The sequence below is a fragment of the Sinomonas cyclohexanicum genome, from assembly GCF_020886775.1.
GTDB lineage: Bacteria > Actinomycetota > Actinomycetes > Actinomycetales > Micrococcaceae > Sinomonas > Sinomonas cyclohexanicum.
Genome location: NZ_AP024525.1, coordinates 2,199,109 through 2,218,714 on the forward strand (window position 1 = coordinate 2,199,109; position 19,606 = coordinate 2,218,714).

Sequence of the window (19,606 nt, forward strand, 5' to 3'; positions counted from 1 at the left end):
GCTGGGGCCAGCGACTTCCATGCTGCCGGTATCCTTGAGGCGTGTTTGGACGTAAGAACGAGCCCGCCGCCGAGAGCCCCGGGCAGCCCGCCGAGCCCGATGCCCCCCTTGCGGGCAAGGGTGCCCCCACTCCGAGGCGCAAGGACCAGGAGGCTGCCCGCAGGCGCCCTCTGGTGCCGGTCGACCGGAAGGCCTCGAAGGTCGCCGAGCGCCAGGCGGCCGCCGAGGAGCGCCAACGGGTCCGCCGCGCCCTCGAGACCGGCGACGAGCGGCACATGCCGTTCAAGGACAGGGGCCCACAGAAGCGGTACGCGCGTGACTTCGTCGACTCACGTTTCAACCTCGGCGAGTACCTCATGTTCGCCGCGCTCGCCTTCGTGGTGATCTCGTTCATCGTCCCCCAGGCCGCCCAGGCGCAGGTCTACATCCTCGGAGCCTTCTGGATCGTCTTCATCCTCGTCTTCGCGGACACCTTCTGGCTCTCCCGCCAGCTCAAGAAGAGGCTCACTGCGAAGTTCGGCGAGGTGGAGCGCGGCACCGTCTGGTACGGGAGCATGCGCGCGCTCCAGTTCCGCCCCCTCCGGCTGCCCAAGGCGCTCGTCAAGCGGGGCCAGCACCCGAGCTGATGAGCTGCACCAGCTGAGGTCCGCCAACAGCCCGACCACGCGACGCACGACGGCGCGGCACCCACCCGGGTGCCGCGCCGTCGTCGTCCGTACGGGAAGTGGGCTGCGTCAGCGCGCGGATGCCACCGGCGTGCGCGCGCCCAGGCCCCTGTTGATCGATGCTGCCCAGAACGGGCCCTCGTAGAGGAACGCGGTGTAGCCCTGGACAAGGGTGGCGCCCGCGGCGAGACGCTCGCGGACGTCCTCGGCGGTCTCGACGCCGCCGACCGCCACGAGGGCGAGCCGGTCCCCGACCGCGGCCCGCAGCCGTGTCAGCACCTCGAGCGAGCGTGCCTTCAGCGGTGCGCCGGAGAGCCCCCCGGCCCCGGCCGCCTCGACCTTCTGTGCCGGGCTGGCGAGGCCCTCGCGCGCAATCGTGGTGTTGGTGGCGATGATCCCGTCCAGTCCGAGGTCGAGAGCGAGCCGCGCGACGTCGTCGACGTCCTCGTCGGAGAGGTCGGGGGCGATCTTGACCAGGAGCGGCACGCGGCGTCCGGCCGCTGCGGTGGACTCCTCACGCACGGCGGCCAGCAGCGGGCGGAGGGACTCCACGCTCTGCAGGAGCCGCAGCCCCGGCGTGTTGGGCGAGCTGACGTTCACGACGAGGTAGTCGGCCACGGGGGCGAGCTCGCGCGCGCTCACGCGGTAGTCCTCCACGGCATCCTCGAGCTCAACTGCCTTGGTCTTGCCGATGTTCACGCCGATGATCGGGCGGGTTGACCCGTACCGCGCCTCGAGGGCCGTGCGGGCAGCGGCGATGCGCGGTGCGACGGCATGGGCGCCGTCGTTGTTGAAGCCCATGCGGTTCACCACGGCGCGGTCCTCGATGAGCCTGAAGAGGCGAGGCTTCGGGTTGCCGGGCTGCGCCTGGCCGGTGATCGTGCCCACCTCGACGTGGCCGAAGCCGAGCTCGGCGAGGGCCTCGATGCCGCGCCCCTCCTTGTCGAATCCGGCGGCGAGCCCGAACGGCGAGGGGAACGTCAGGCCGAATGCCTCGGTGCGGAGCGCGGGCGCCGGAGCCGTGAAGCGCTCGAGCGCCTTGCCGAGCCCGCACGCGTGCACCGCGCGGATGGCTCCGAATCCGATGCGGTGGGCGCGTTCGGCGTCCATCCACGAGAAGGCAGCACGGAAGAAGAGGGGGTAGAAGCGCATGGGACTAGTGTCCCATGACGTGGTTCCCTACTCTCGGAAGGGGATGCAGCCTCGACGGGAGGCACGGACGGGAGGCACCGTGGCGCTGGCATGGGAACCGGACTTCTTGGGCCGGGGCGTCGAGTCCGCGACGCTCGGGCGGGGACGGCACGGCGCGCTCGGCACGCTGATCCGGTACAACCCCCATGCGGACACCGCGCACGACGCCGGCCTCGCCGCCGGCGGCGCGCAGCCCACCGGCGCGCTGCTGTACGTCCACGGATGGAGCGACTACTTCTTCAACCTCGAGCTGGGGCACTTCGCCGCCGCGCGGGGGTACCGCTTCTACGCGCTCGACCTTCCGGAGCACGGCCGCAGCATGGCCTCCGGGGAGATGCCCGGGTTCGTCGGCTCCGCAGAGCACTACTTGGAGAGCGTCGGCGCGGCGGTCGCGGCCGTGCGCGAGGAGTCCGGGGCAGTGCCCGTCCTCATGGGCCACTCGACTGGCGGCCTGACGGCGGCGCTGTACGCCCAGCGCGCCCCGACGGAGCTCACCGCGGTGGTGCTCAGCAGCCCGTGGCTCGTGGCGCATGGCGGCGCGGTGGCGGGCCGTGTGCTCGAGGCCGCGCTCCGGCCGGCCTCGGCTCGATGGCCCAGGCAGAGGCTCCCGCTGCCGTCGCGGGGCTACTTCTGGAGGGCCGTCGCCAAGGAAGCGGGCGGCGAGTGGGTGCTGCGCGAGGACCTGCGCCCGCGCAACGCGTTCCCCGTCCGGGTCGGCTGGCTCCACGGGGTCCTCGAAGGGCAGCGGATGCTGCGGGCCGGGCCCCGGCTCAAGCTGCCGGTGCTGCTCATGGCGTCGACGACCTCGGACATCGGGCCTGTTTGGCGCGAGAGCATGCGCGAGAGCGACGCCGTCCTGTCCATCGCCCCGATGCGGCGTGCCGCGGCGGAGATCTGCGAGCACCTCGACGAGGTGCTCGTGGAGGGAGGGCTGCACGATGTGCTGCTCTCGCCCGCAGCCGTCCGGAATGAGGCCTACGGCAGGCTGGGTCGCTGGCTCGATGCGCTCTGATCCACCGCACCTCCGTACCTGCGGTCCCGTCTGGCGTAGATCTCCACCGCCTCCCACAGCGTGCGCCGGTCCACGTCCGGCCACAGGGTGTCGAGGAACACCATCTCGGCGTACGCGGACTGCCAGAGGAGGAAGTTGCTCAGCCGCTGCTCGCCGGAGCTGCGGAGGAACAGGTCCACGTCCGGCAGGTCGGGCTCGTCGAGGTACTGCTGGACCGTCTTCTCGCCCACGCTGCGGGCGCTGAGGCGTCCCGCCTCGACGTCCCGCGCGATGGCGGCGACGGCGTCGGCGATCTCCGCGCGGCCGCCGTAGTTGACGCACATGGTCAGGTGGCAGACGGTGTTGTCGCGCGTGTACTCCTCCGCCTCCTCGAGCTCCTTGATCACCGAGGTCCACAGCTTGGGACGCCGCCCGGCCCACCGGATACGCACGCCCCACGAGTCGAGGGTGTTCCGCTGGCGTCGGAGCACGTCCTTGTTGAAGCCCATGAGGAACCGGATCTCCTCGGGCGAGCGCTTCCAGTTCTCCGTGGAGAATGCGTACACCGAGACATACTCGATGCCGAGCTCGATCGCGCCCGCCATGACGTCCAGGAGCGCGGGCTCCCCGGCCTTGTGGCCCTCGATCCGCGGGAGCCCACGCTGGTTGGCCCACCGGCCATTGCCGTCCATGACGATCGCCACGTGCCGGGGCACGAACTCGCGCGGGATGCTCGGCGCGGTGGCACCCGACGGGTGCGGGAAGGGGGCGATCGGGGCTGGGCGGCCGGATCGGGCGCGGCCGTCGGCCCGCAGGCTGCGGGGGGATGTGGGTGTCACGGAGAGGGTCACCGTCCGGGGTCTGGGTGGGGTGTGGGTGGTCTGTCAGGGTCCTGCCGGCTCGCGCTCGACGAGCTTGAGCGAGCCAACGGCACGCTCGAGGTGCCACTGGGCGTACGCTGCGACGAGCCCGGCCGCCTCCCGGCGGTGGACGGCGTCCGAGGCATCTGCCGTCGTCCAGTCCCCGGACAGGAGCGCCGCGAGCAGGCGCACAGTCTCCGGGGCCGGTGCGGGCGATCCGGGCGGCCGGCACCCACCGCACACGATCCCGCCGAGCGCGGCGTTGAAGGCCGTGTGCGGGCCCGGCTCACCGCAGCGGGCGCAGTCCGTGAAGCTCGGTGCCCAGCCCGCTGTGGCGAGGGCCCGCAGGAGGTAGGAGTCGAGGATGATCCCCGAGGGGTGGGCACCGCGGCTCAGCGCCGCGAGGGCGCCCACGAGCAGCGCGTACTGGGCGGCGGCCGCGTCGGCCTCGGAGGCCGTGAGCCGCTCCGCCGTCTCCGCCATCGCGGCGGCGACCGTGTACCGCGGATAGTCGCCCGCGATGGCCGCCCCGTAGCTGGCACGGGCGGCCGCCTGGCTGACGATGTCCAGGGACCGGCCGTGGACGAGTTGGAGGTCCGCGACCATGAACGGTTCGAGGCTCGCGCCGAACCGGCTCCGCGTGCGCCGCACGCCTCGGGCCACCGCACGGACCTGCCCGTGCGAGCGGGTCAGGAGCACCACGATGCGGTCGGCCTCGCCAAGCTTGTGGGTGCGCAGGACGACGCCATCGTCCCGGTAGCTCCGGGAGGCGAACGTCGACTCAGGCATGGCTTCTATTCTCCCACGGCGCGCCGGCCGCCCGCGGCGCCTCCGCTGTGACGCGCGACGGCGGCGGGAGGTGCCCCGCCGCCGTCGCGCGTGGTCCGGGCCCAGCGATCAGGCCGGGACCTCGGCGTCGCGCAGGGCGCGGTTGACCGCCGAGATGACGGCCTTGAGGGAGGACATCGACGTGTTCGGGTCTCCCCACGCCCCACAGGACACGCTCGCCCACCGCGCACTCGACGTAGGCAGCCGCTCGGGCGTTGCCGCCCTCGGACAGGGCGTGCTCGCTGTAGTCGAGGACACGGACGTCGAGGCCCTCGCCGGACAGGATGTCCAGGAACGCGGCGATCGGGCCGTTGCCGGACCCGGTCCGCTCGACGACCTCGCCGTCGACCTTGAGCGCGGCCGTGAGCGTCATGCTGCCGTCCTCGGACGTCTCCGAGGTGACGCGGCCCAGGGCGTACTTGCCCCACGCCTTGCCGCCGTCCGCGGACGGCAGGTACTCGTCGCTGAAGATGCTCCACAGCTCGGCCGGGCTCACTTCGCCGCCGGCGATGTCGGTGTGCCGCTGGACCACGCCGGAGAACTCGATCTGCGCGCGGCGCGGCAGGTCCAGGCTGTGCTCGTTCTTGAGCAGGTAGGCGACGCCGCCCTTGCCGGACTGCGAGTTGACGCGGATCACGGCCTCGTAGCTCCGGCCGAGGTCCTTCGGGTCGATCGGCAGGTAGGGGACCTGCCACGTGAAGTCGTCCACCGCCTTGCCGGCGGCCGCGGCGTCACGCTCGAGCGCTTCGAAGCCCTTCTTGATCGCGTCCTGGTGCGAGCCGGAGAACGCGGTGAACACGAGGTCGCCGCCGTACGGGACACGCTCGCCCACGGGCAGCTGGTTGCAGTACTCGACCGTCCGGCGGATCTCGTCGATGTCCGAGAAGTCGATCATCGGGTCGACGCCCTGGACGAACATGTTCAGGCCGAGCGTGACGAGGTCCACGTTGCCGGTGCGCTCGCCGTTGCCGAACAGGCAGCCCTCGATGCGGTCGGCGCCGGCCATATAGCCGAGCTCGGCGGCCGCGACGCCCGTCCCCCGGTCGTTGTGCGGGTGCAGCGAGAGGATGATGCCCTCGCGCGGGTGCAGGTTGCGGCTCATCCACTCGATCGAGTCCGCGTACACGTTCGGCGTGGCCATCTCGACCGTGGCCGGCAGGTTGATGATGACCTGGTTGTCGGCGCTTGCCTCGAAGACCTCTGCGACGGCGTTGGACACGCGGGCCGCATACTCGAGCTCAGTGCCGGTGAACGATTCGGGCGAGTACTCGTACGTGATGTGGGTGTCCGGGATCATCTCCTGGTACTTCTTGCACAGGAGCGCGCCCTGGACCGCGATGTCGAGGATGCCGTCCTCGTCCGAATTGAACACGACACGGCGCTGCAGCACCGACGTCGAGTTGTACAGGTGCACGATGGCCTGCTTCGACCCGGCCAGGGCCTCGTAGGTCCGCTCGATGAGGTGCTCGCGGGCCTGGGTGAGGACCTGGATGGTCACGTCATCCGGGATGTGGTTGCCGTCGATGAGCTGGCGGACGAAGTCGAAGTCCGTCTGGGAGGCGGACGGGAAGCCGACCTCGATCTCCTTGTAGCCCATCTTGACGAGGAGCTGGAACATCTTGAGCTTGCGGGCCGGGCTCATGGGGTCGATGAGTGCCTGGTTGCCGTCGCGCAGGTCGACGGCGCACCAGCGGGGCGCCTTCTCGATCCGCTGGTCCGGCCACGTCCTGTCCGGCAGGTCGACGGTGATCTGCTCGTGGAACGGGATATAGCGGTGGACGGGCATCCCCGAGGGCTTCTGAGCGTTGCGCATGGTTTTACTGTAGGCCTTTCGTAGCTGCTGGGATCCGCGGCGGCCGGGCACGTCGAGACTCCGCGGCGGGGGTCGGCCTGCAGCGGATCAGCACGGCGCTGGATCAGCGGCTAAGAGGCCCCGCCACGGCAGCTAAGAAGAAGCAGCGCGATGGGCACGAGAGCCACGATATCACCGCACGGCTGCGCTGGGCGCCCCGATGCCTAAGATGAAGCCACCAACCCAGGAGGCACCATGACCAGCCCGACTAGCCCAGCCGCGCCGTCCGGCGTCGACCGCCAGTACTTCGACGAGAGCATCCGCGCCCAGGACGACCTGTACCGCCACGTCAACGGCGGATGGCTCAGCTCCACCGAGATCCCGGCAGACCGTGCGCTCGTCGGCACGATGGTCCAGCTGCGGGACGAGTCCGAGGCGAACGTCCGCGCGCTCATCGAGGAGCTCGCCGGCTCTGAGCACCCCGAGGGGTCGGACGAGACGAAGATCGGTGCATTCTACCGCTCGTTCATGGACGCCGAGCGCGTCGAACAGCTCGGTGCGGCGCCGCTGCAGCCCCTGCTCGACGAGATCGGGTCGGCGCCCGACGTCGCGTCCCTCGTCACGACGTCGGCGCGGCTCGGGCGTGGCGGCACTGAGGGCCTCTTCAGCTACTATGCGGCCCCCGATGCCGGCAACCCCGACCGAGTGGTCCTGTACATGAGCCAGGGCGGCCTCGGCCTCCCGGACGAGTCCTACTACCGGGACGAGAAGTTCGCCGAGGTCGTGACGGCCTACGCGGCGTACCTGCAGGACGCGTTCGCCCTGCTCGGCTCAGCGACTGCGGAACAAGACGCCGCCGAGGTCGTGGACCTCGAGAAGCGCATCGCCGGCCTGCACTGGGACCGGGTGACCCTGCGGAACCCCCAGAAGACCTACAACCTGCGTACCGAGGCCGAGGCGACCGAGGCGTTCCCGCACTTCTCCGCGTGGGCCGAGGCGACCGGCGTCGTGCCCGAGGCCCGCGCCGAGCTCGTGGTCGGCAACACCGACTTCCTGGCCGGGATCGGCGCGCTCCTCGCGGAGGTCCCGCTTGAGTCGTGGAAGCGCTGGCTCACCGCACACCTGCTGGGCTCCGCGGCGCCGTTCCTCAGCTCAGTCTTCGTGGACCGGCACTTCGCGTTCTACGGCACCGTGCTCTCGGGCACGCCCCAGAACAAGGAGCGGTGGAAGCGCGGCGTCGGAGCCGTCGAGGCCGGGCTCGGCATGGCGGTGGGCCGCCTGTACGTCGCCAAGCACTTCCCGGAAGGGCACAAGGCCGTCATGCAGGACCTCGTCGGCAACATCGTCGAGGCCTACCGCGAGAGCATCTCCGTGCTCGACTGGATGGGTGCGGAGACACGTGAACGCGCACTCGAGAAGCTCACCGCGTTCCGGGCGAAGATCGGCTACCCGGAAGAATGGATCGACTTCTCCCCCGTCGTCGTGGACGACGGCGACCTCCTCGGCAACGCCCGGCGCGCCAACGCGGCCGAGCTCGACCGGCTCCTCGACGAGATCGGCAAGCCCGTGGACCGCGTCAAGTGGCTCATGACGCCCCAGACGGTCAACGCCTACTACCACCCGCTCATGAACGAGATCGTCTTCCCGGCCGCCATCCTCCAGCAGCCGTTCTTCCACCCCGACAGTGATCCCGCGGTGAACTACGGGGCCATCGCGGCCGTGATCGGCCACGAGATCGGCCACGGCTTCGACGACCAGGGGTCGCAGTTCGACGGCACCGGCGCCCTGCGCAACTGGTGGACCGACGAGGACCGTACCGCATTCGAGGCGCTCACGGCCCGCCTCGTGCGGCAGTTCGAGGTGCTCTCCCCCGCGGGCACCCCCGGCCATACGGTCAACGGCAAGCTCACTCTGGGCGAGAACATCGGGGACCTGGGCGGCCTCGGGATCGCCTACAAGGCATACCGCCTGAGCCTCGGCGGCGAGGAGGCCCCGGTCATCGACGGGCTTACCGGCGCCCAGCGGTTCTTCGTCTCGTGGGCCACGGTCTGGCGCCAGGTGTGCCGGCCGGAGGAGACGATCCGCCGCCTCTCAATCGACCCGCATTCCCCCAACGAGTTCCGCACGAACGCGATCGCCAAGAACCTCGACGCGTTCCACGAGGCGTTCGGCGTGGTGGAGGGCGACGGGATGTGGCTCGCACCCGAGGAACGCGTCACGATCTGGTAGCGGCCCCGGAACGCGGGGGCCCGGACGTGGGGCCCGGACGGCGGATGCCGACCGGGCCCCCGTGCATCGGATCAGCGGCTCATTGTCCGAAGGCCGACTGGCAGGTCTGCTGCGCCGCAGTCTGCGCCACGACGTTGTCCGGTGCCTTCGGGGTGTAGCGATCGCCGGTGGCGAAATCGGAGCCCGCGTAGAGCTGCACGCCGTGGATCGCGGTCGACGGCTGGACCTGCGACGCCGGGATGTTGAGCTGGGCCGCGATGTCCGCGGCCACGTCATTGAATCCCGCGCTGTAGTACACGGCCGTCGAGTCGACTGGCGCCGCGGCAAACGTGACTGTGCTGGCGAATCCCGCGGTCTTGAGGAGCCCAGCGAGCTCTTGTCCACGGGCCGCGGTACCAGAGCCGTTCGCGACGGCGACCGGCTGGATCGCCCTGTTGTAGGCGGACGCCGCCGGCGTTGTCGGGGCCGCCGAAGCGGTCGTCGGGGCGGCCGGCGCCGGCGCCGTGAGGTCGCGGCCGTCGCGCATTGCCTGGAAGAGCCCCTCGGCGTCCGGCTCCTTGAGCTGGATCCTGTTGGGGTCCTGGGTCCATGGCTGCCAGGGGACGGTGATGAACGCGACCTTGGCGAGGTCAACGTCCTTTAGTCGATTGCCGATGGTGATGAGGGACTGTGGATTCGCCAGGCCCGAATCCACGGTCAGATTCTTCGTGATCGTGTCGGCGATCGAGAGCATCTTGGGGACGTTGGTCAGCGTGCCATCTGAGCGGACCTTGCGCGCGAGCGACGCGAGGAACTGCTGCTGGGACTTGATGCGGGACAGGTCGCTGCCGTCACCGACGCCGTGGCGGCTGCGGAGGAACGCGAGGGCCTGCTCGCCCTGGACCGTATTCGTCCCGGCGTGCAGCTTGAGCCCCGACATGGGGTCGTCGATCGCCGCGTTGACGCATACGTCAACCCCGCCGATCGTGTTGGACAGCTCCTTGACGGCGTTGAAGTCGGCCAGGAGGAAGTGGTCCACGGTGAGACCGGTCATCTTGTTGACCGCGTCGAGGAGACAGCCGGGCCCGGCCTCCTGCATCGCTGAGTTCAGCTGGCCCGGGTTCTGCGCGGGAAACGTCTTGTGCGTCTTGGGGTCCGTGCACGCGGGAATCGGAACCATCAGATCGCGCGGGAAGCTCGTCATCGAGATCTGCTTGTTGTCCGCCGAGATGTCCATGAGGATCATGACGTCCGAGTTCCCGTACCCGCTGCTGTCCGCCTGCGAGCCGTACTCGCCGTTCGCACCGTCACGGGTGTCCGTGCCCATGATGAGGATCTGGAGGCGGTCCGTCGCGTCGTTCGCGGTCTCCGCGGTGCCGTTCCCGCCGGCCGAGAGCGGAGCCTGACGCAGGTTCGACCCGAGCCGCACGAACCAGTACCCGGCGAACGCGACCGTCGCGACCAAGAGCAGGGCGACGACCCCGCCTGTGATCTTCAGGCCGAGATGCCGCTTCCGCTCGGGACCCGCGTGGCGCAGTGGGGTCCGTCCATCGGGGCGTGCATGATGCACGCCGAGGCGGCCGGGGCGCTTCTGCACGGTCGGGCCGTCGGCACGTCGAGCCAAGGATCGGCCTTCCTGCGGGCAACTGGGGTCAATACATCATAACCGCCCGTGCTGGGAAGACACTGAGGGGCGGTTTGCCCGGGCCTCGTATGACACGGTCAGAAGCCGAGCCTCCCCAGCTGCTTGGGGTCACGCTGCCAGTCCTTGGCCACCTTGACGTGCAGGTCGAGGTAGATTCGGGTGCCCAGGAGCGCCTCGATGCCTCGACGCGCCGTGGACCCGACCTCCCTGAGCCGCGCGCCGCCCTTGCCGATGATGATGGCCTTCTGCGAAGGACGCTCGACGAAGAGGTTGACCCTCACATCCAGGAGCGGGTTGTCCTCGCTCCGGCCCTCGCGGGGCACGATCTCCTCGACCACCACGGCGAGCGAGTGCGGGAGCTCGTCCCGGACCCCCTCGAGTGCGGCCTCTCGGATCAGTTCGGCGACCATGACCGCTTCGGGCTCGTCCGTGAGCTCGCCGTCGGGGTAGAGGGGCGGCGACGCGGGCATGTGGCCGATCAGGATGTCAGCGACCGTCGAGACCTGGAAGCCGTCCTGGGCGGACACGGGAACCACGTCGGTGAAGCCGTCGGCGCCGAGCACCTCGCGGCCCAGAGCGTCGACGGCGATGAGCTGCTCCGTCAGCTGTGCACGGTCCACGAGGTCCGCCTTTGTCACGATCGCGACGATCGGCTTGCGGGGCACTCCTGCCAGCTGGTTGGCGATGAACCGGTCGCCTGGCCCGATGCGCTCGTTGGCGGGGAGGCAGAACCCGATCGCGTCGACCTCGGAGAGCGTCTCGGCGACGAGATCGTTGAGCCTCTGCCCGAGGAGGGTGCGGGGCCTGTGCAGCCCCGGGGTGTCGACGAGGATGAGCTGCCCGTCCGAGCGGTGCACGATGCCGCGGATGGTGTGGCGCGTCGTCTGCGGCTTCGCCGACGTGATGGCCACCTTCTGGCCCACGAGGGCGTTGGTCAGCGTTGACTTCCCGGCATTGGGCCGTCCGACGAGGACGGCGAATCCGGCGCGGTAGTCGGGGCCCGCCTGCCTCTGTGTCTCAGCCATGGGTGCTCCCTGCCTGGTTGTGGTTCTCGGTGGTGGTGGTCTCCTCCGCGCGTTCTGCGAGGAGGTGGCTGATGCGGTTGCGGCGCCCCAGCCGGCGCTCGGCGGTGAGCCTGATGCCGTGCACCTCGGCGGTGCTGCCCACGATGGGTACCCTGCCGATGCCTTTGGCGAGGAGGCCGCCGGCCGTCTCGACTTCGTCGTCCTCCACGTCAATGTCGAAGAGCTCGCCGAGGTCATCGAGGCTCATGCGCGCGGCGATCCGGAACCGGCCGTCGCCGAGGTCTATCGCCTCGGCCTCGTCGTCGTCGTACTCGTCGACGATCTCCCCGACGAGTTCCTCGATGAGGTCCTCGAGGGTCACGAGGCCGGCCGTGCCGCCGTACTCGTCGACGACGATCGCGAGGTGGATCGACTCGCGCTGGAGCTCCTTGAGCAGGTCGTCCACGGGCTTCGACTCCGGCACGAACCGCGGGTCACGCGCCAGCGCGTCCACCGTCTCGTTGTTCGCGTTGGGCTCCTCGTGGAGCCGCGCGGCGACATCCTTGAGGTACAGCACGCCGGTGACGTCGTCGAGGCTTTCGCGGAAGACCGGGACGCGGGAGCAGCCCGAGCGCAGGAACAGCGACATCGCTTGGCGCAGCGTGGCCCCCGATTCGATCGCGACGACGTCGGTGCGCGGCACCATGACGGCGCGGACGAGCGTCTCGCCGAGCTCGAACACGGACTGCAAGAGCTCCGCCTGCTCGTCCTCGAGGTCCTCGGTATCACTCGAGCGCTCCACGAACTCCCGCAGCTCGGTCGAGGTGTACGTGGCGTCCTCATGCTGCGGATCGGTGCCCGTCGCAGTGCTGCCGAGCCGGACGAGCCACCCGGGAACGGGTCCGAGGATCACTCGGAGCCCCCGCACGAGCGGCGCGGCCGCCGCAGCGATCGGCACGGCATGCTGCCTCCCGAGTTGGCGCGGGGAGACCCCGACGAGCAGGAAGCCGATGAGCGCCATCACGAACGTCGCGGCCAGGCCGGCAAGCCAGACGTTGTCGAGCCAGCTGTGGGCGAGCACGGCGACCGCGACCGCTGCAGCCGTCTCGAACCAGATGCGCCAGAACCGCAGCGCATGCACGTGCGGAACCGGCTCCTCGAGGATGCGGGCGAGCGATTCCGCTCGGCCCTGCTCGATCCGCTCCTCGGCGTCGTGGCGCGGGAGGAAGGAGAAGGCGGCCTCTGCCGCGGCCAGGAATCCGGCCAGCGCGACGAAGACGAGGGCGAGGACGAGGAGCAGTGCTGTGGTCACGCCACCGTCTCGCTCGGTGCCGGGCGGCCCAAGAACTCGGTCAGCAGCTCGCGCTGGAGCGTGAACATCTCCTCCCGCTCCTCGGGCTCCGCATGGTCGAAGCCGAGCAGATGGAGGATCCCGTGGGTGGCCAGGAGGAGCATCTCGTCGTCGGCGGAATGCCCCCCGAGCTGCGCCTGGAGCGCGGCGACCTGGGGGCAGATCGCGATGTCGCCGAGCATCCCCTGAGGCGTCGGCCGGCCCGGGGCCCCGGGGGTGAGCTCATCCATGGGGACCGAGAGCACGTCCGTGGGCCCGGGCTCGTCCATGAGCTCCACGTGCAGGCGCTCCATCGCGGCCTCGTCCACCAGGAGGATCGACAGCTCGGTCTGCGGGTGCAGCCACAGCCGGTCGAACACGAAACGGGCCAGGCGGACGAGGGATTCGGCGTCGACGCTCAGGCCGGACTCGTTGTTGACTTCGATGCTCACGGTTCCAGCTTAGACGGCGCGTTCGCGGCGTCGGCGCTCCTGCCTGGCCCGCTCGGAGGCGTCCCACCGGCCGTACGCGTCGACAATGTCGCTCACGAGCCGGTGGCGGACCACGTCCGAGGCGTCAAGGACAGAGAAGCTCACGTCCTCGAGGCCCTGGAGGATCTGCTGCACGATCCGCAGCCCCGACGCGGTGCCGGAGGGCAGGTCCACCTGGGTCACGTCTCCGGTGACGACCATCTTCGAGCCGAACCCGAGCCGGGTGAGGAACATCTTCATCTGCTCGGGCGTGGTGTTCTGCGCCTCGTCGAGGATGATGAACGCGTCGTTGAGCGTCCGTCCGCGCATGTACGCGAGCGGTGCCACCTCGATCGTCCCCGCCGCCATGAGCCGCGGAATCGATTCAGGGTCCATCATGTCGTGGAGCGCGTCGTACAGCGGGCGGAGGTAGGGATCGATCTTGTCGCTGAGCGTCCCCGGGAGGAACCCGAGCCGCTCCCCCGCCTCGACGGCCGGCCGGGTCAGGATGATGCGGCTGACGTCCTTGTGCTGGAGGGCCTGGACCGCCTTGGCCATGGCCAGGTAGGTCTTGCCCGTCCCCGCAGGGCCGATCCCGAAGATCACGGTGTTGGCGTCGATCGCGTCGACGTAGTCCTTCTGGTTGGCGGTCTTCGGGCGGATCGTCCGGCCACGGCTCGAGAGGATGTTGTGGGTCAGGACGTCCGAGGGGCTCGCGACCGTCTGCGTGCGCAGCATCGCCACGAGCTGCTCGAGGGAGGCCGTGGTGACGGTCGCCCCGCTCGCTGCGATAGCCGCGATCTCCTCGAAGAGCCGCTTGATATGCGGGGCCTCGGCCGGTGGCCCCACGATCGTCAGCTCGTTGCCGCGCGCGTGGATCGACACCGACGGGAACTGCTCCTCGACGTACCGCAGCGCTTCGTCGTGGGGCCCGAGGATCCGGACCATCTCCTCGCTCGATCCGAACCGGAGCACCTCGGTGCGCGCGGCGGGGGTCGTGTGCGGGAACTCGGCTGTCACAGGCGGGTCTTCCTCCTCATCGGGCCCAACAGGACTGGCTCCATCGTACGTCCGGGGTGAACGTATCAATCCTGCATCACTTGGGAAACAGTTGGCCCGCAGGCCCCACCCCATCGGGGGCACTGTGCCAAGCTGGACGGTGGCCCGGCCTCACTCAGGACCCGGGACCCCCGTGCGCAGGAGACCTCCTGCCCGGCCCAGACGGTGAAGAGGACCATGCGAGAGCGAGATCGGACAGCAGCGTTGCCGCCGTGGAGGCGTCGACCTGCCGCTCCGGCGCTGTTCGCCGCCGCGATCCTCCTCGCCGCGGGCCCCGTCCTCGTGGGCTGCTCGGCCACGGGTACCCCGCAGCCCAGCATCGCGGCCGGATCAACGACCGGCCCGTCGGGCGGAACCACCCAGGCCTCAGCGCCGCTCGAGACATCGCAGACCTCGGCCAAGGCCCCGGTCTACTGGCTTGGCCGCGCCCGTGACGGCGTGTACCTGTACCGGGAATTCCGCGACGCGGACACCAAGGACAATCCCATCGCCACGGCGCTGCGGATCATGATGTCCCAGAAGCCCCTCGACCCCCACTACTTCACGCCGTGGCAGTCCCCCAAGAAGCTCGCCGCGTCCGTCTCGGGCCGCAACTACATCACCGTGGACGTCTCCTCGGACGCGTTCAACACGAGAGTCGACGAACCCACCGCGCAGCTCGCCGTCCAGCAGCTCGTCTACACGGCGACCGCGGCGGCGGCGAGCTCGGGTCTGGTGGACTCCGGCCAGCCCATTTCAGTGATGCTCCTCGTGGACGGCAAGACGTCCCAGCTCGCGTTCGACCGGGTCCAGCTCGGCCAGCTCATGCTGCGGGACCCGTCCATGGTCGCGCCCGTGTGGATCATCGATCCGCAAGAGGGCGCCGAGCTCGCCGGCGGCACGCTCAAGGTCTTCGGTCGGGCCACGGGGCCGGACAAGGCCTTCGCGTGGCAGATCCTGCGGCACGACGCGCAGGGCGCCAAGTCCCTCTATATCAGCGGGACCGTGACCTCGGGCAACCAAGCGGGCCACATCGGGGAGTTCACGTTCACCGTGAACCTGCCCCCGGGCGACTACGAGGTGCGGATCCTGCCGGCAGACGACGCGGCGGCCGCGGTCACCTCCGGCACGAGCGCCTGGGACTCCAAGGCCTTCACCGTCAAGGGCTAGCTCCCGCGGACGATCGCCGGAGCTAGGTCCCGCGCCCGTCCCGGCCGCCCCAGCGCCCCAGCCTGTCGCCTGCCAGCGCGAGCGCCGCCGGGCCCGCGGTCGACGAGCGCAGCACGTGGGGCCCCAACAGTGCCAGGCACGCGCCCGCCGTCGTGAATCGCTCGAGCTCAGACGGGCTGATGCCGCCCTCGGGGCCAACGATGAAGAGGACCTCGCCGCGCTCCTCCCCCGTGCGCGGATCGGCCCCCGCATCGCCGGCGAGTCGGTCGAGGACGACGGAGAGCGGCTCGGTGGCCTCCTCGTGGAGCACGACGGCGAGTCGCGCCTGCGCGATCCGGCGCGTCAGCTGCGCGCCGTCGTGCGCTTCCTCGACCTCGGGCACCCGGGCCCTTCGCGCCTGCTTCGCCGCAGCCAGGACCACGGAGCGCCACTTGGCGAGAGCCTTGCCGGCCCGCTCGCCCTTCCACCGCACAATCGAGCGCTCGGCCTGCCAGGGGATGATCGCGTCGACGCCGAGCTCCGTGGCCATCTCCGCGGCGAGCTCGTCCCGGTCGCCCTTGGCCAGTGCCTGGACGAGGACGAGCCGGAACCGCGGCGCCTCCTCGTGCGACACGGTCTCGACCGCGACGCCGAGCGACGAGCCCTCCGCAGTGGCGACGGTCCCGACGGCGCGCGAGCCCGCACCGTCTGACAGGTCGACGCCCTCGCCCGGCGCCAGCCGGCGGACGGTGACGGCGTGGCGGCCCTCCGCCCCCTCGACCGTCACGACGCCGCCGGGCTCCACGCCGTCGAGCGCGCCGGCGGGCACGTAGAACAGGGGACGGGACATGTCAGAGGTTGCCGAGCCTGTCGCGCAGCTTGGCGAACACGCCGCCGGTGCCCACGAGCTTGCCCTCGCCCACCTGCTCGCCGCGGAGCTTCGCGAGCTGGCGCAGGAGCTCCTCCTGCTCGGCGTCGAGCTTCGTGGGCGTCTCGACCTTGACGTGCACGAGGAGGTCCCCGCGGCCCATTCCCCGGAGCCGCGCGACACCGAGGGCGTGCAGCGTCACGACGTCGCCGGACTGGCTGCCGGGCCGCAGCGTGATCGGCTGCTCGCCATCGAACGTCTCGAGCGTCATCTCCGAGCCTAGGGCCGCTGCCGTCATCGGGACGCTCAGCGTGGCGTGGAGGTCGTCCCCCTCGCGGCTGAACATCGAGTGGGTCGCCACCCGGATCTCGACGTACAGGTCCCCCGAGGGGCCGCCGGCCGTGCCGGCCTCTCCCTGCCCGGCGAGCTGGATGCGGGTGCCGGTCGAGACGCCCGCGGGGATCTTGACCGTGAGCGAACGCCGGCTGCGCACCCGGCCCTCGCCACCGCACTCGTTGCATGGGCTGGGGATCTCGGTGCCGAAGCCGGAGCACGTGGGGCAGGTGGCCATCGTCATGACCTGGCCGAGGATCGAGCGTACGGGGCGCTGGATGTGCCCGGAACCGCCGCAGACGCCGCAGCGCACGGGCTCTGTCCCCGGCTCGCAGCACGAGCCCTCGCAGCGCGAGCACGTCACTGCGGTGTCGACCTCGAGCTTCTTGTTGACGCCGAACACCGCGTCCTTGAGCTCGATCCGTACGGCGATGAGCGCGTCCTGGCCGCGCCGCACGCGGGACGCCGGGCCTGACTGCGCCGCGGAGCCGCCGAAGAACGTCTCGAAGATGTCCTGGAACGCGAAGCCCGCGCCGTTGTAGGCGCCGGAGTAGCCGTTGTCGGTGCCGTTCTCGTTTCCGGTCGTGTCGTAGACGCGCCGCTTCTGGGGATCAGAGAGGACCTCGTAGGCGTGGGTCACGGCCTTGAACTGCTCCGACGCGTCCTCCCCCGGATTGATGTCGGGGTGGAGCTTGCGGGCCAGCTTCTTGTAGGCCTTCTTGATCTCCTCGGGAGTCGCGTCGCTCGGAACGCCGAGGGTTTCGTAATGGCTGCTCACGGTTCTCTTTCTGTTGCTTCAGCTGCCGGCGATGATCTTCGACAGGTACCGGGCTACCGCCCGCACTGCCGCCATCGTCGCGGGATAGTCCATCCGGGTCGGGCCCAGCACGCCCACCTTCGCCCCATCGTCCTGCCCGTACCCTGTGGCCACGACTGAGGTCTCGGCAAGGCCCACGTAGGGATTCTCGCGGCCGATCGTCACGGTCACCCCTCGGGGATCGCTGGCCATCTCGGACAGGAGCCTCAAGAGCACGACCTGCTCCTCGAGCGCCTCCAGGACGGGCGAGATGCTCTGGAGGAAGTCGCTGTTGGAGCGCGCGAGGTAGGCGGTCCCAGCCATCACCATGCGGTCCTCGCGGCTCGACTCGGCAAGCAGGGCGAGGCCCTGGGCCAGCTCGGCTGCGATGGCCTGGTCCTGGGCCGGGAGGGTCGCGACGACCTCCGCCGCGCTCGCGGGCAGGCGCCCGACGGCGGTGCCGACGAGCCCCTCGAGGAACCGCTGGCGCAGGTAGGCGAGCCGGTCCCGGTCCACGTCCTCGCTCACGGTGTGCACGCGCTGCTCAACCGTACCGGTGTCCGCGATGAGGACCAGCAGGACCTGGCGCGGAGCCATGACGACGGCCTCGACGTGCCGCACCCGAGCGCGCCCGAGCTGGGGGTACTGGACGACCGCCACCTGGTTGGTCAGCTGGGACAGGAGCCGGACAGTGCGCTCAAGCACGTCGTCGAGGTCGTCGGCGCCGTCCAGGAGGTTCTGGATGGCCTGCTTCTCCGCGCCGGAGAGCGGGCGGACCGCCGCGAGATGATCGACGAACACGCGGTAGCCCTTGTCGGTGGGCACGCGGCCGGCGCTCGTGTGCGGGGCAACGATGAGGCCCTCGTCCTCAAGCGCCGCCATGTCGTTGCGGATCGTGGCACTCGACACGCCCAGTCGGTGGCGTTCGACGAGCGCCTTCGAGCCGACGGGCTCGCGGAAGTGCACGTAGTCCTCCACAATCGCGCGCAGGACATCCAGCTTGCGCGGCTCGTTCATCACACCTCCTGCGGGGCCTGCTCTGCTCTCTTGTTAGCACTCTCTCGGCGCAAGTGCTAAGTCTATTATGCCCTCGCGAGATGCACGACGGCGCGGCACCGCCCCCGCGCGCGGCGCCCCGCCGTAGGATGCGGCGGGTGGACCGACTCTCCTATGACTCCTGGGGGCCCGCGGATCTGGCCGCCCCCGCCCGCACCGAGCTGCCTGTTGTGCCTGTCGAGATAGGCCTCGTCCTCGAGGACTCGGAGTCCGGCTGGGTGGGAGCCGTGACCCGAGTCGAGAAGTCGGGCGGCATGCACGTCATGAGCCTCGAGGACCGGCGTGGACGGTCACGCTCGTTCCAGCTGGGCTTCGGGTTCCTGATCGACGGCCGGCCGGTGCGCGTGGGCCCGCCGGCCGCGCGGAAGCAGGCCGCGGCGCCTGCGAGGACCGCATCCGGCTCAGTCCGGGTCGAGGGCCTCCGCGCGCAGGTGGCCAAGGCGAGCCGCATCTGGGTCGAGGGCAAGCACGACGCCGAGCTCGTCGAGAAGGTTTGGGGAGACGACCTGCGGGTCGAGGGCATCGTCGTCGAGCCCCTGCACGGAGTCGACGACCTGGCCGCCGCGATCGCCGACTTCGGCCCGGGCCCCGGGCGAAGGCTCGGCATCCTCGTAGACCATCTGGTCGAGGGATCGAAGGAGTCCCGGATCGTCGCCGAGGCAATGGCCACCCCGGGCGCCGTCGGAAACGTCCTCGTGGTGGGGCACCCCTACGTCGACGTGTGGCAGGCCATCAAGCCGTCCACGCTCGGGATCCCCGCGTGGCCCACCATCCCGCGCGGCACGGACTGGAAGACCGGGATCCTCGCCGCGTTCGGCTGGCCGCACTCGACCGCCGAGGACATCGGCCTCGGCTGGCAGAAGCTGCTCGGGGCCGTCCGCACGTACGCCGACCTGGAACCCTCTCTCCTGGCGCGAGTCGAGGAGGTCATCGACTTCCTGACGGCCTAGGGGTCCTCTCTTGGATATCCTTGGGGGCGTGACCGAGTTTCCGCAGAACAGACGCGACCGCGACTACCCCGGCGACGCCGCTTCCGCTCCCCTCACGGCGTCAGAGGACCGCCAGTGGGCCACCCTTGCGCACTTCGGCGGGATCCTGGGGTTCGTCCCCTCGCTCCTGATCTACCTCGTCTTCAAGGACCGGGGCCCCTTCACTGCTCAGGAGTCCAAGGAGGCGCTCAACTTCACGCTGCCCCCGACGCTCGCGGCGATCGTCCTGAACCTCTTGGGCTTCATCCCGTTCGTGGGCAGCGCGTTCTCGATCCTCGCAACCCTCATCTGGATCGCCCTGACGGTGTTCTCCGTGATCGCCGGGATCCAGGTCAACCGCGGCCAGCCGTACCGCTACCCGTACAGCCTGCGGCTCATTCACTAGCGCGTGCC

17 protein-coding genes and 1 pseudogene are annotated in these 19,606 nt (G+C 70.2%); 6 read left to right on the forward strand and 12 right to left on the reverse strand.

Translation table 11 applies throughout. The features are described 5' to 3' along the window. Positions 1–41: 41 nt before the first annotated feature. A complete protein-coding gene (locus SCMU_RS10570) occupies positions 42–626 on the forward strand; it encodes a DUF3043 domain-containing protein (protein ID WP_229232907.1) in 585 nt (194 codons plus the stop codon). 108 nt (positions 627–734) lie between these two features. On the opposite strand, the gene SCMU_RS10575 is transcribed toward SCMU_RS10570, so the two are convergent. Next, positions 735–1,817 (reverse strand): quinone-dependent dihydroorotate dehydrogenase, encoded by a 1,083-nt coding sequence (locus SCMU_RS10575; RefSeq protein WP_229232908.1) that lies wholly within the window; start codon positions 1,815–1,817, stop codon positions 735–737. Between the two features lie 79 nt (positions 1,818–1,896). Here SCMU_RS10575 and SCMU_RS10580 point away from each other — a divergent pair, with 79 nt between their 5' ends. Continuing rightward, entirely contained in the window at positions 1,897–2,868 is a 972-nt protein-coding gene (locus SCMU_RS10580; RefSeq protein WP_229232909.1) for an alpha/beta hydrolase, read from the forward strand. Here the strand turns inward: SCMU_RS10580 and SCMU_RS10585 are convergent. The 3 genes and pseudogenes from SCMU_RS10585 to leuA all read right to left on the reverse strand — a co-directional run bounded on the left by SCMU_RS10585 (position 2,832) and on the right by leuA (position 6,348). Then, positions 2,832–3,662 carry an isoprenyl transferase gene (locus SCMU_RS10585; RefSeq protein ID WP_229233004.1) on the reverse strand — a complete coding sequence of 277 codons (831 nt, stop codon included), beginning with the start codon at positions 3,660–3,662 and terminating at the stop codon, positions 2,832–2,834. The two genes, SCMU_RS10580 and SCMU_RS10585, sit on opposite strands and share 37 nt — an antisense overlap. Before the next feature lie 69 nt (positions 3,663–3,731). Further along, positions 3,732–4,496, reverse strand: a complete 765-nt coding sequence (recO, locus tag SCMU_RS10590) for a DNA repair protein RecO (protein WP_229232910.1) — start codon at positions 4,494–4,496, stop codon at positions 3,732–3,734. 108 nt (positions 4,497–4,604) lie between these two features. Then, positions 4,605–6,348, reverse strand: a pseudogene (leuA, locus tag SCMU_RS10595) (2-isopropylmalate synthase). Positions 6,349–6,582: 234 nt separating this feature from the next. On the opposite strand from leuA, the gene SCMU_RS10600 reads away from it, so the two are divergent. Further along, positions 6,583–8,556, forward strand: coding sequence for a M13 family metallopeptidase (locus SCMU_RS10600; protein WP_229232911.1), 1,974 nt, complete (start codon positions 6,583–6,585; stop codon positions 8,554–8,556). Positions 8,557–8,635: 79 nt separating this feature from the next. Here the strand turns inward: SCMU_RS10600 and SCMU_RS10605 are convergent, their stop codons facing one another. The 5 genes from SCMU_RS10605 to SCMU_RS10625 all read right to left on the reverse strand — a co-directional run bounded on the left by SCMU_RS10605 (position 8,636) and on the right by SCMU_RS10625 (position 14,118). Beyond that, the gene (locus SCMU_RS10605) at positions 8,636–10,159 is read right to left on the reverse strand and encodes an LCP family protein (RefSeq protein WP_229229143.1); all 1,524 of its coding nucleotides are present in this window, start codon (positions 10,157–10,159) and stop codon (positions 8,636–8,638) included. A gap of 98 nt (positions 10,160–10,257) precedes the next feature. Then, positions 10,258–11,205, reverse strand: a complete 948-nt coding sequence (gene era / locus SCMU_RS10610) for a GTPase Era (RefSeq protein WP_229229144.1) — start codon at positions 11,203–11,205, stop codon at positions 10,258–10,260. Next, complete coding sequence (locus tag SCMU_RS10615) at positions 11,198–12,496, reverse strand: hemolysin family protein (protein WP_229229145.1); 1,299 nt, start codon at positions 12,494–12,496, stop codon at positions 11,198–11,200. Before SCMU_RS10615 ends, era begins: the two co-directional genes overlap by 8 nt. Further along, entirely contained in the window at positions 12,493–12,966 is a 474-nt protein-coding gene (gene ybeY, locus SCMU_RS10620; RefSeq protein WP_229229146.1) for an rRNA maturation RNase YbeY, read from the reverse strand. Before ybeY ends, SCMU_RS10615 begins: the two co-directional genes overlap by 4 nt. 9 nt (positions 12,967–12,975) lie before the next feature. Beyond that, complete coding sequence (locus tag SCMU_RS10625; protein WP_443020303.1) at positions 12,976–14,118, reverse strand: PhoH family protein; 1,143 nt, start codon at positions 14,116–14,118, stop codon at positions 12,976–12,978. A 102-nt stretch (positions 14,119–14,220) separates the two neighbouring features. Between SCMU_RS10625 and SCMU_RS10630 the strand changes: the two genes are divergently transcribed. Continuing rightward, complete coding sequence (locus SCMU_RS10630) at positions 14,221–15,192, forward strand: GerMN domain-containing protein (RefSeq protein WP_229229147.1); 972 nt, start codon at positions 14,221–14,223, stop codon at positions 15,190–15,192. 22 nt (positions 15,193–15,214) lie between these two features. Here SCMU_RS10630 and SCMU_RS10635 read toward each other — a convergent pair whose 3' ends face one another. Genes SCMU_RS10635 through hrcA form a run of 3 tightly spaced genes read right to left on the reverse strand, consistent with a single transcriptional unit; the run spans position 15,215 to position 18,185 of the window. Next, positions 15,215–16,021, reverse strand: coding sequence for a 16S rRNA (uracil(1498)-N(3))-methyltransferase (locus SCMU_RS10635; RefSeq protein WP_229229148.1), 807 nt, complete (start codon positions 16,019–16,021; stop codon positions 15,215–15,217). Between the two features lies 1 nt (position 16,022). Beyond that, positions 16,023–17,150, reverse strand: a complete 1,128-nt coding sequence (gene dnaJ, locus SCMU_RS10640; RefSeq protein WP_229229149.1) for a molecular chaperone DnaJ — start codon at positions 17,148–17,150, stop codon at positions 16,023–16,025. 18 nt (positions 17,151–17,168) lie between these two features. Next, a complete protein-coding gene (gene hrcA, locus SCMU_RS10645; protein ID WP_229229150.1) occupies positions 17,169–18,185 on the reverse strand; it encodes a heat-inducible transcriptional repressor HrcA in 1,017 nt (338 codons plus the stop codon). Between the two features lie 128 nt (positions 18,186–18,313). Here hrcA and SCMU_RS10650 point away from each other — a divergent pair, with 128 nt between their 5' ends. Then, positions 18,314–19,174, forward strand: a complete 861-nt coding sequence (locus tag SCMU_RS10650; RefSeq protein ID WP_443020129.1) for a DUF3097 domain-containing protein — start codon at positions 18,314–18,316, stop codon at positions 19,172–19,174. Between the two features lie 28 nt (positions 19,175–19,202). Further along, a complete protein-coding gene (locus SCMU_RS10655) occupies positions 19,203–19,598 on the forward strand; it encodes a DUF4870 domain-containing protein (RefSeq protein WP_229229151.1) in 396 nt (131 codons plus the stop codon). Positions 19,599–19,606: the final 8 nt, after the last annotated feature.

Excerpts from the sequence above, each read along its gene's own strand:
- SCMU_RS10600 (WP_229232911.1), top strand. The coding sequence starts at position 6,583 with ATGACCAGCCCGACTAGCCCAGCCGCGCCGTCCGGCGTCGACCGCCAG.
- SCMU_RS10630 (WP_229229147.1), top strand. The coding sequence starts at position 14,221 with ATGCGAGAGCGAGATCGGACAGCAGCGTTGCCGCCGTGGAGGCGTCGA.
- SCMU_RS10625 (WP_443020303.1), bottom strand. The coding sequence starts at position 14,118 with ATGGGGTGGGGCCTGCGGGCCAACTGTTTCCCAAGTGATGCAGGATTG.
- era (WP_229229144.1), bottom strand. The coding sequence starts at position 11,205 with ATGGCTGAGACACAGAGGCAGGCGGGCCCCGACTACCGCGCCGGATTC.
- SCMU_RS10635 (WP_229229148.1), bottom strand. The coding sequence starts at position 16,021 with ATGTCCCGTCCCCTGTTCTACGTGCCCGCCGGCGCGCTCGACGGCGTG.
- recO (WP_229232910.1), bottom strand. The coding sequence starts at position 4,496 with ATGCCTGAGTCGACGTTCGCCTCCCGGAGCTACCGGGACGATGGCGTC.
- SCMU_RS10575 (WP_229232908.1), bottom strand. The coding sequence starts at position 1,817 with ATGCGCTTCTACCCCCTCTTCTTCCGTGCTGCCTTCTCGTGGATGGAC.
- hrcA (WP_229229150.1), bottom strand. The coding sequence starts at position 18,185 with ATGAACGAGCCGCGCAAGCTGGATGTCCTGCGCGCGATTGTGGAGGAC.
- SCMU_RS10650 (WP_443020129.1), top strand. The coding sequence starts at position 18,314 with ATGCGGCGGGTGGACCGACTCTCCTATGACTCCTGGGGGCCCGCGGAT.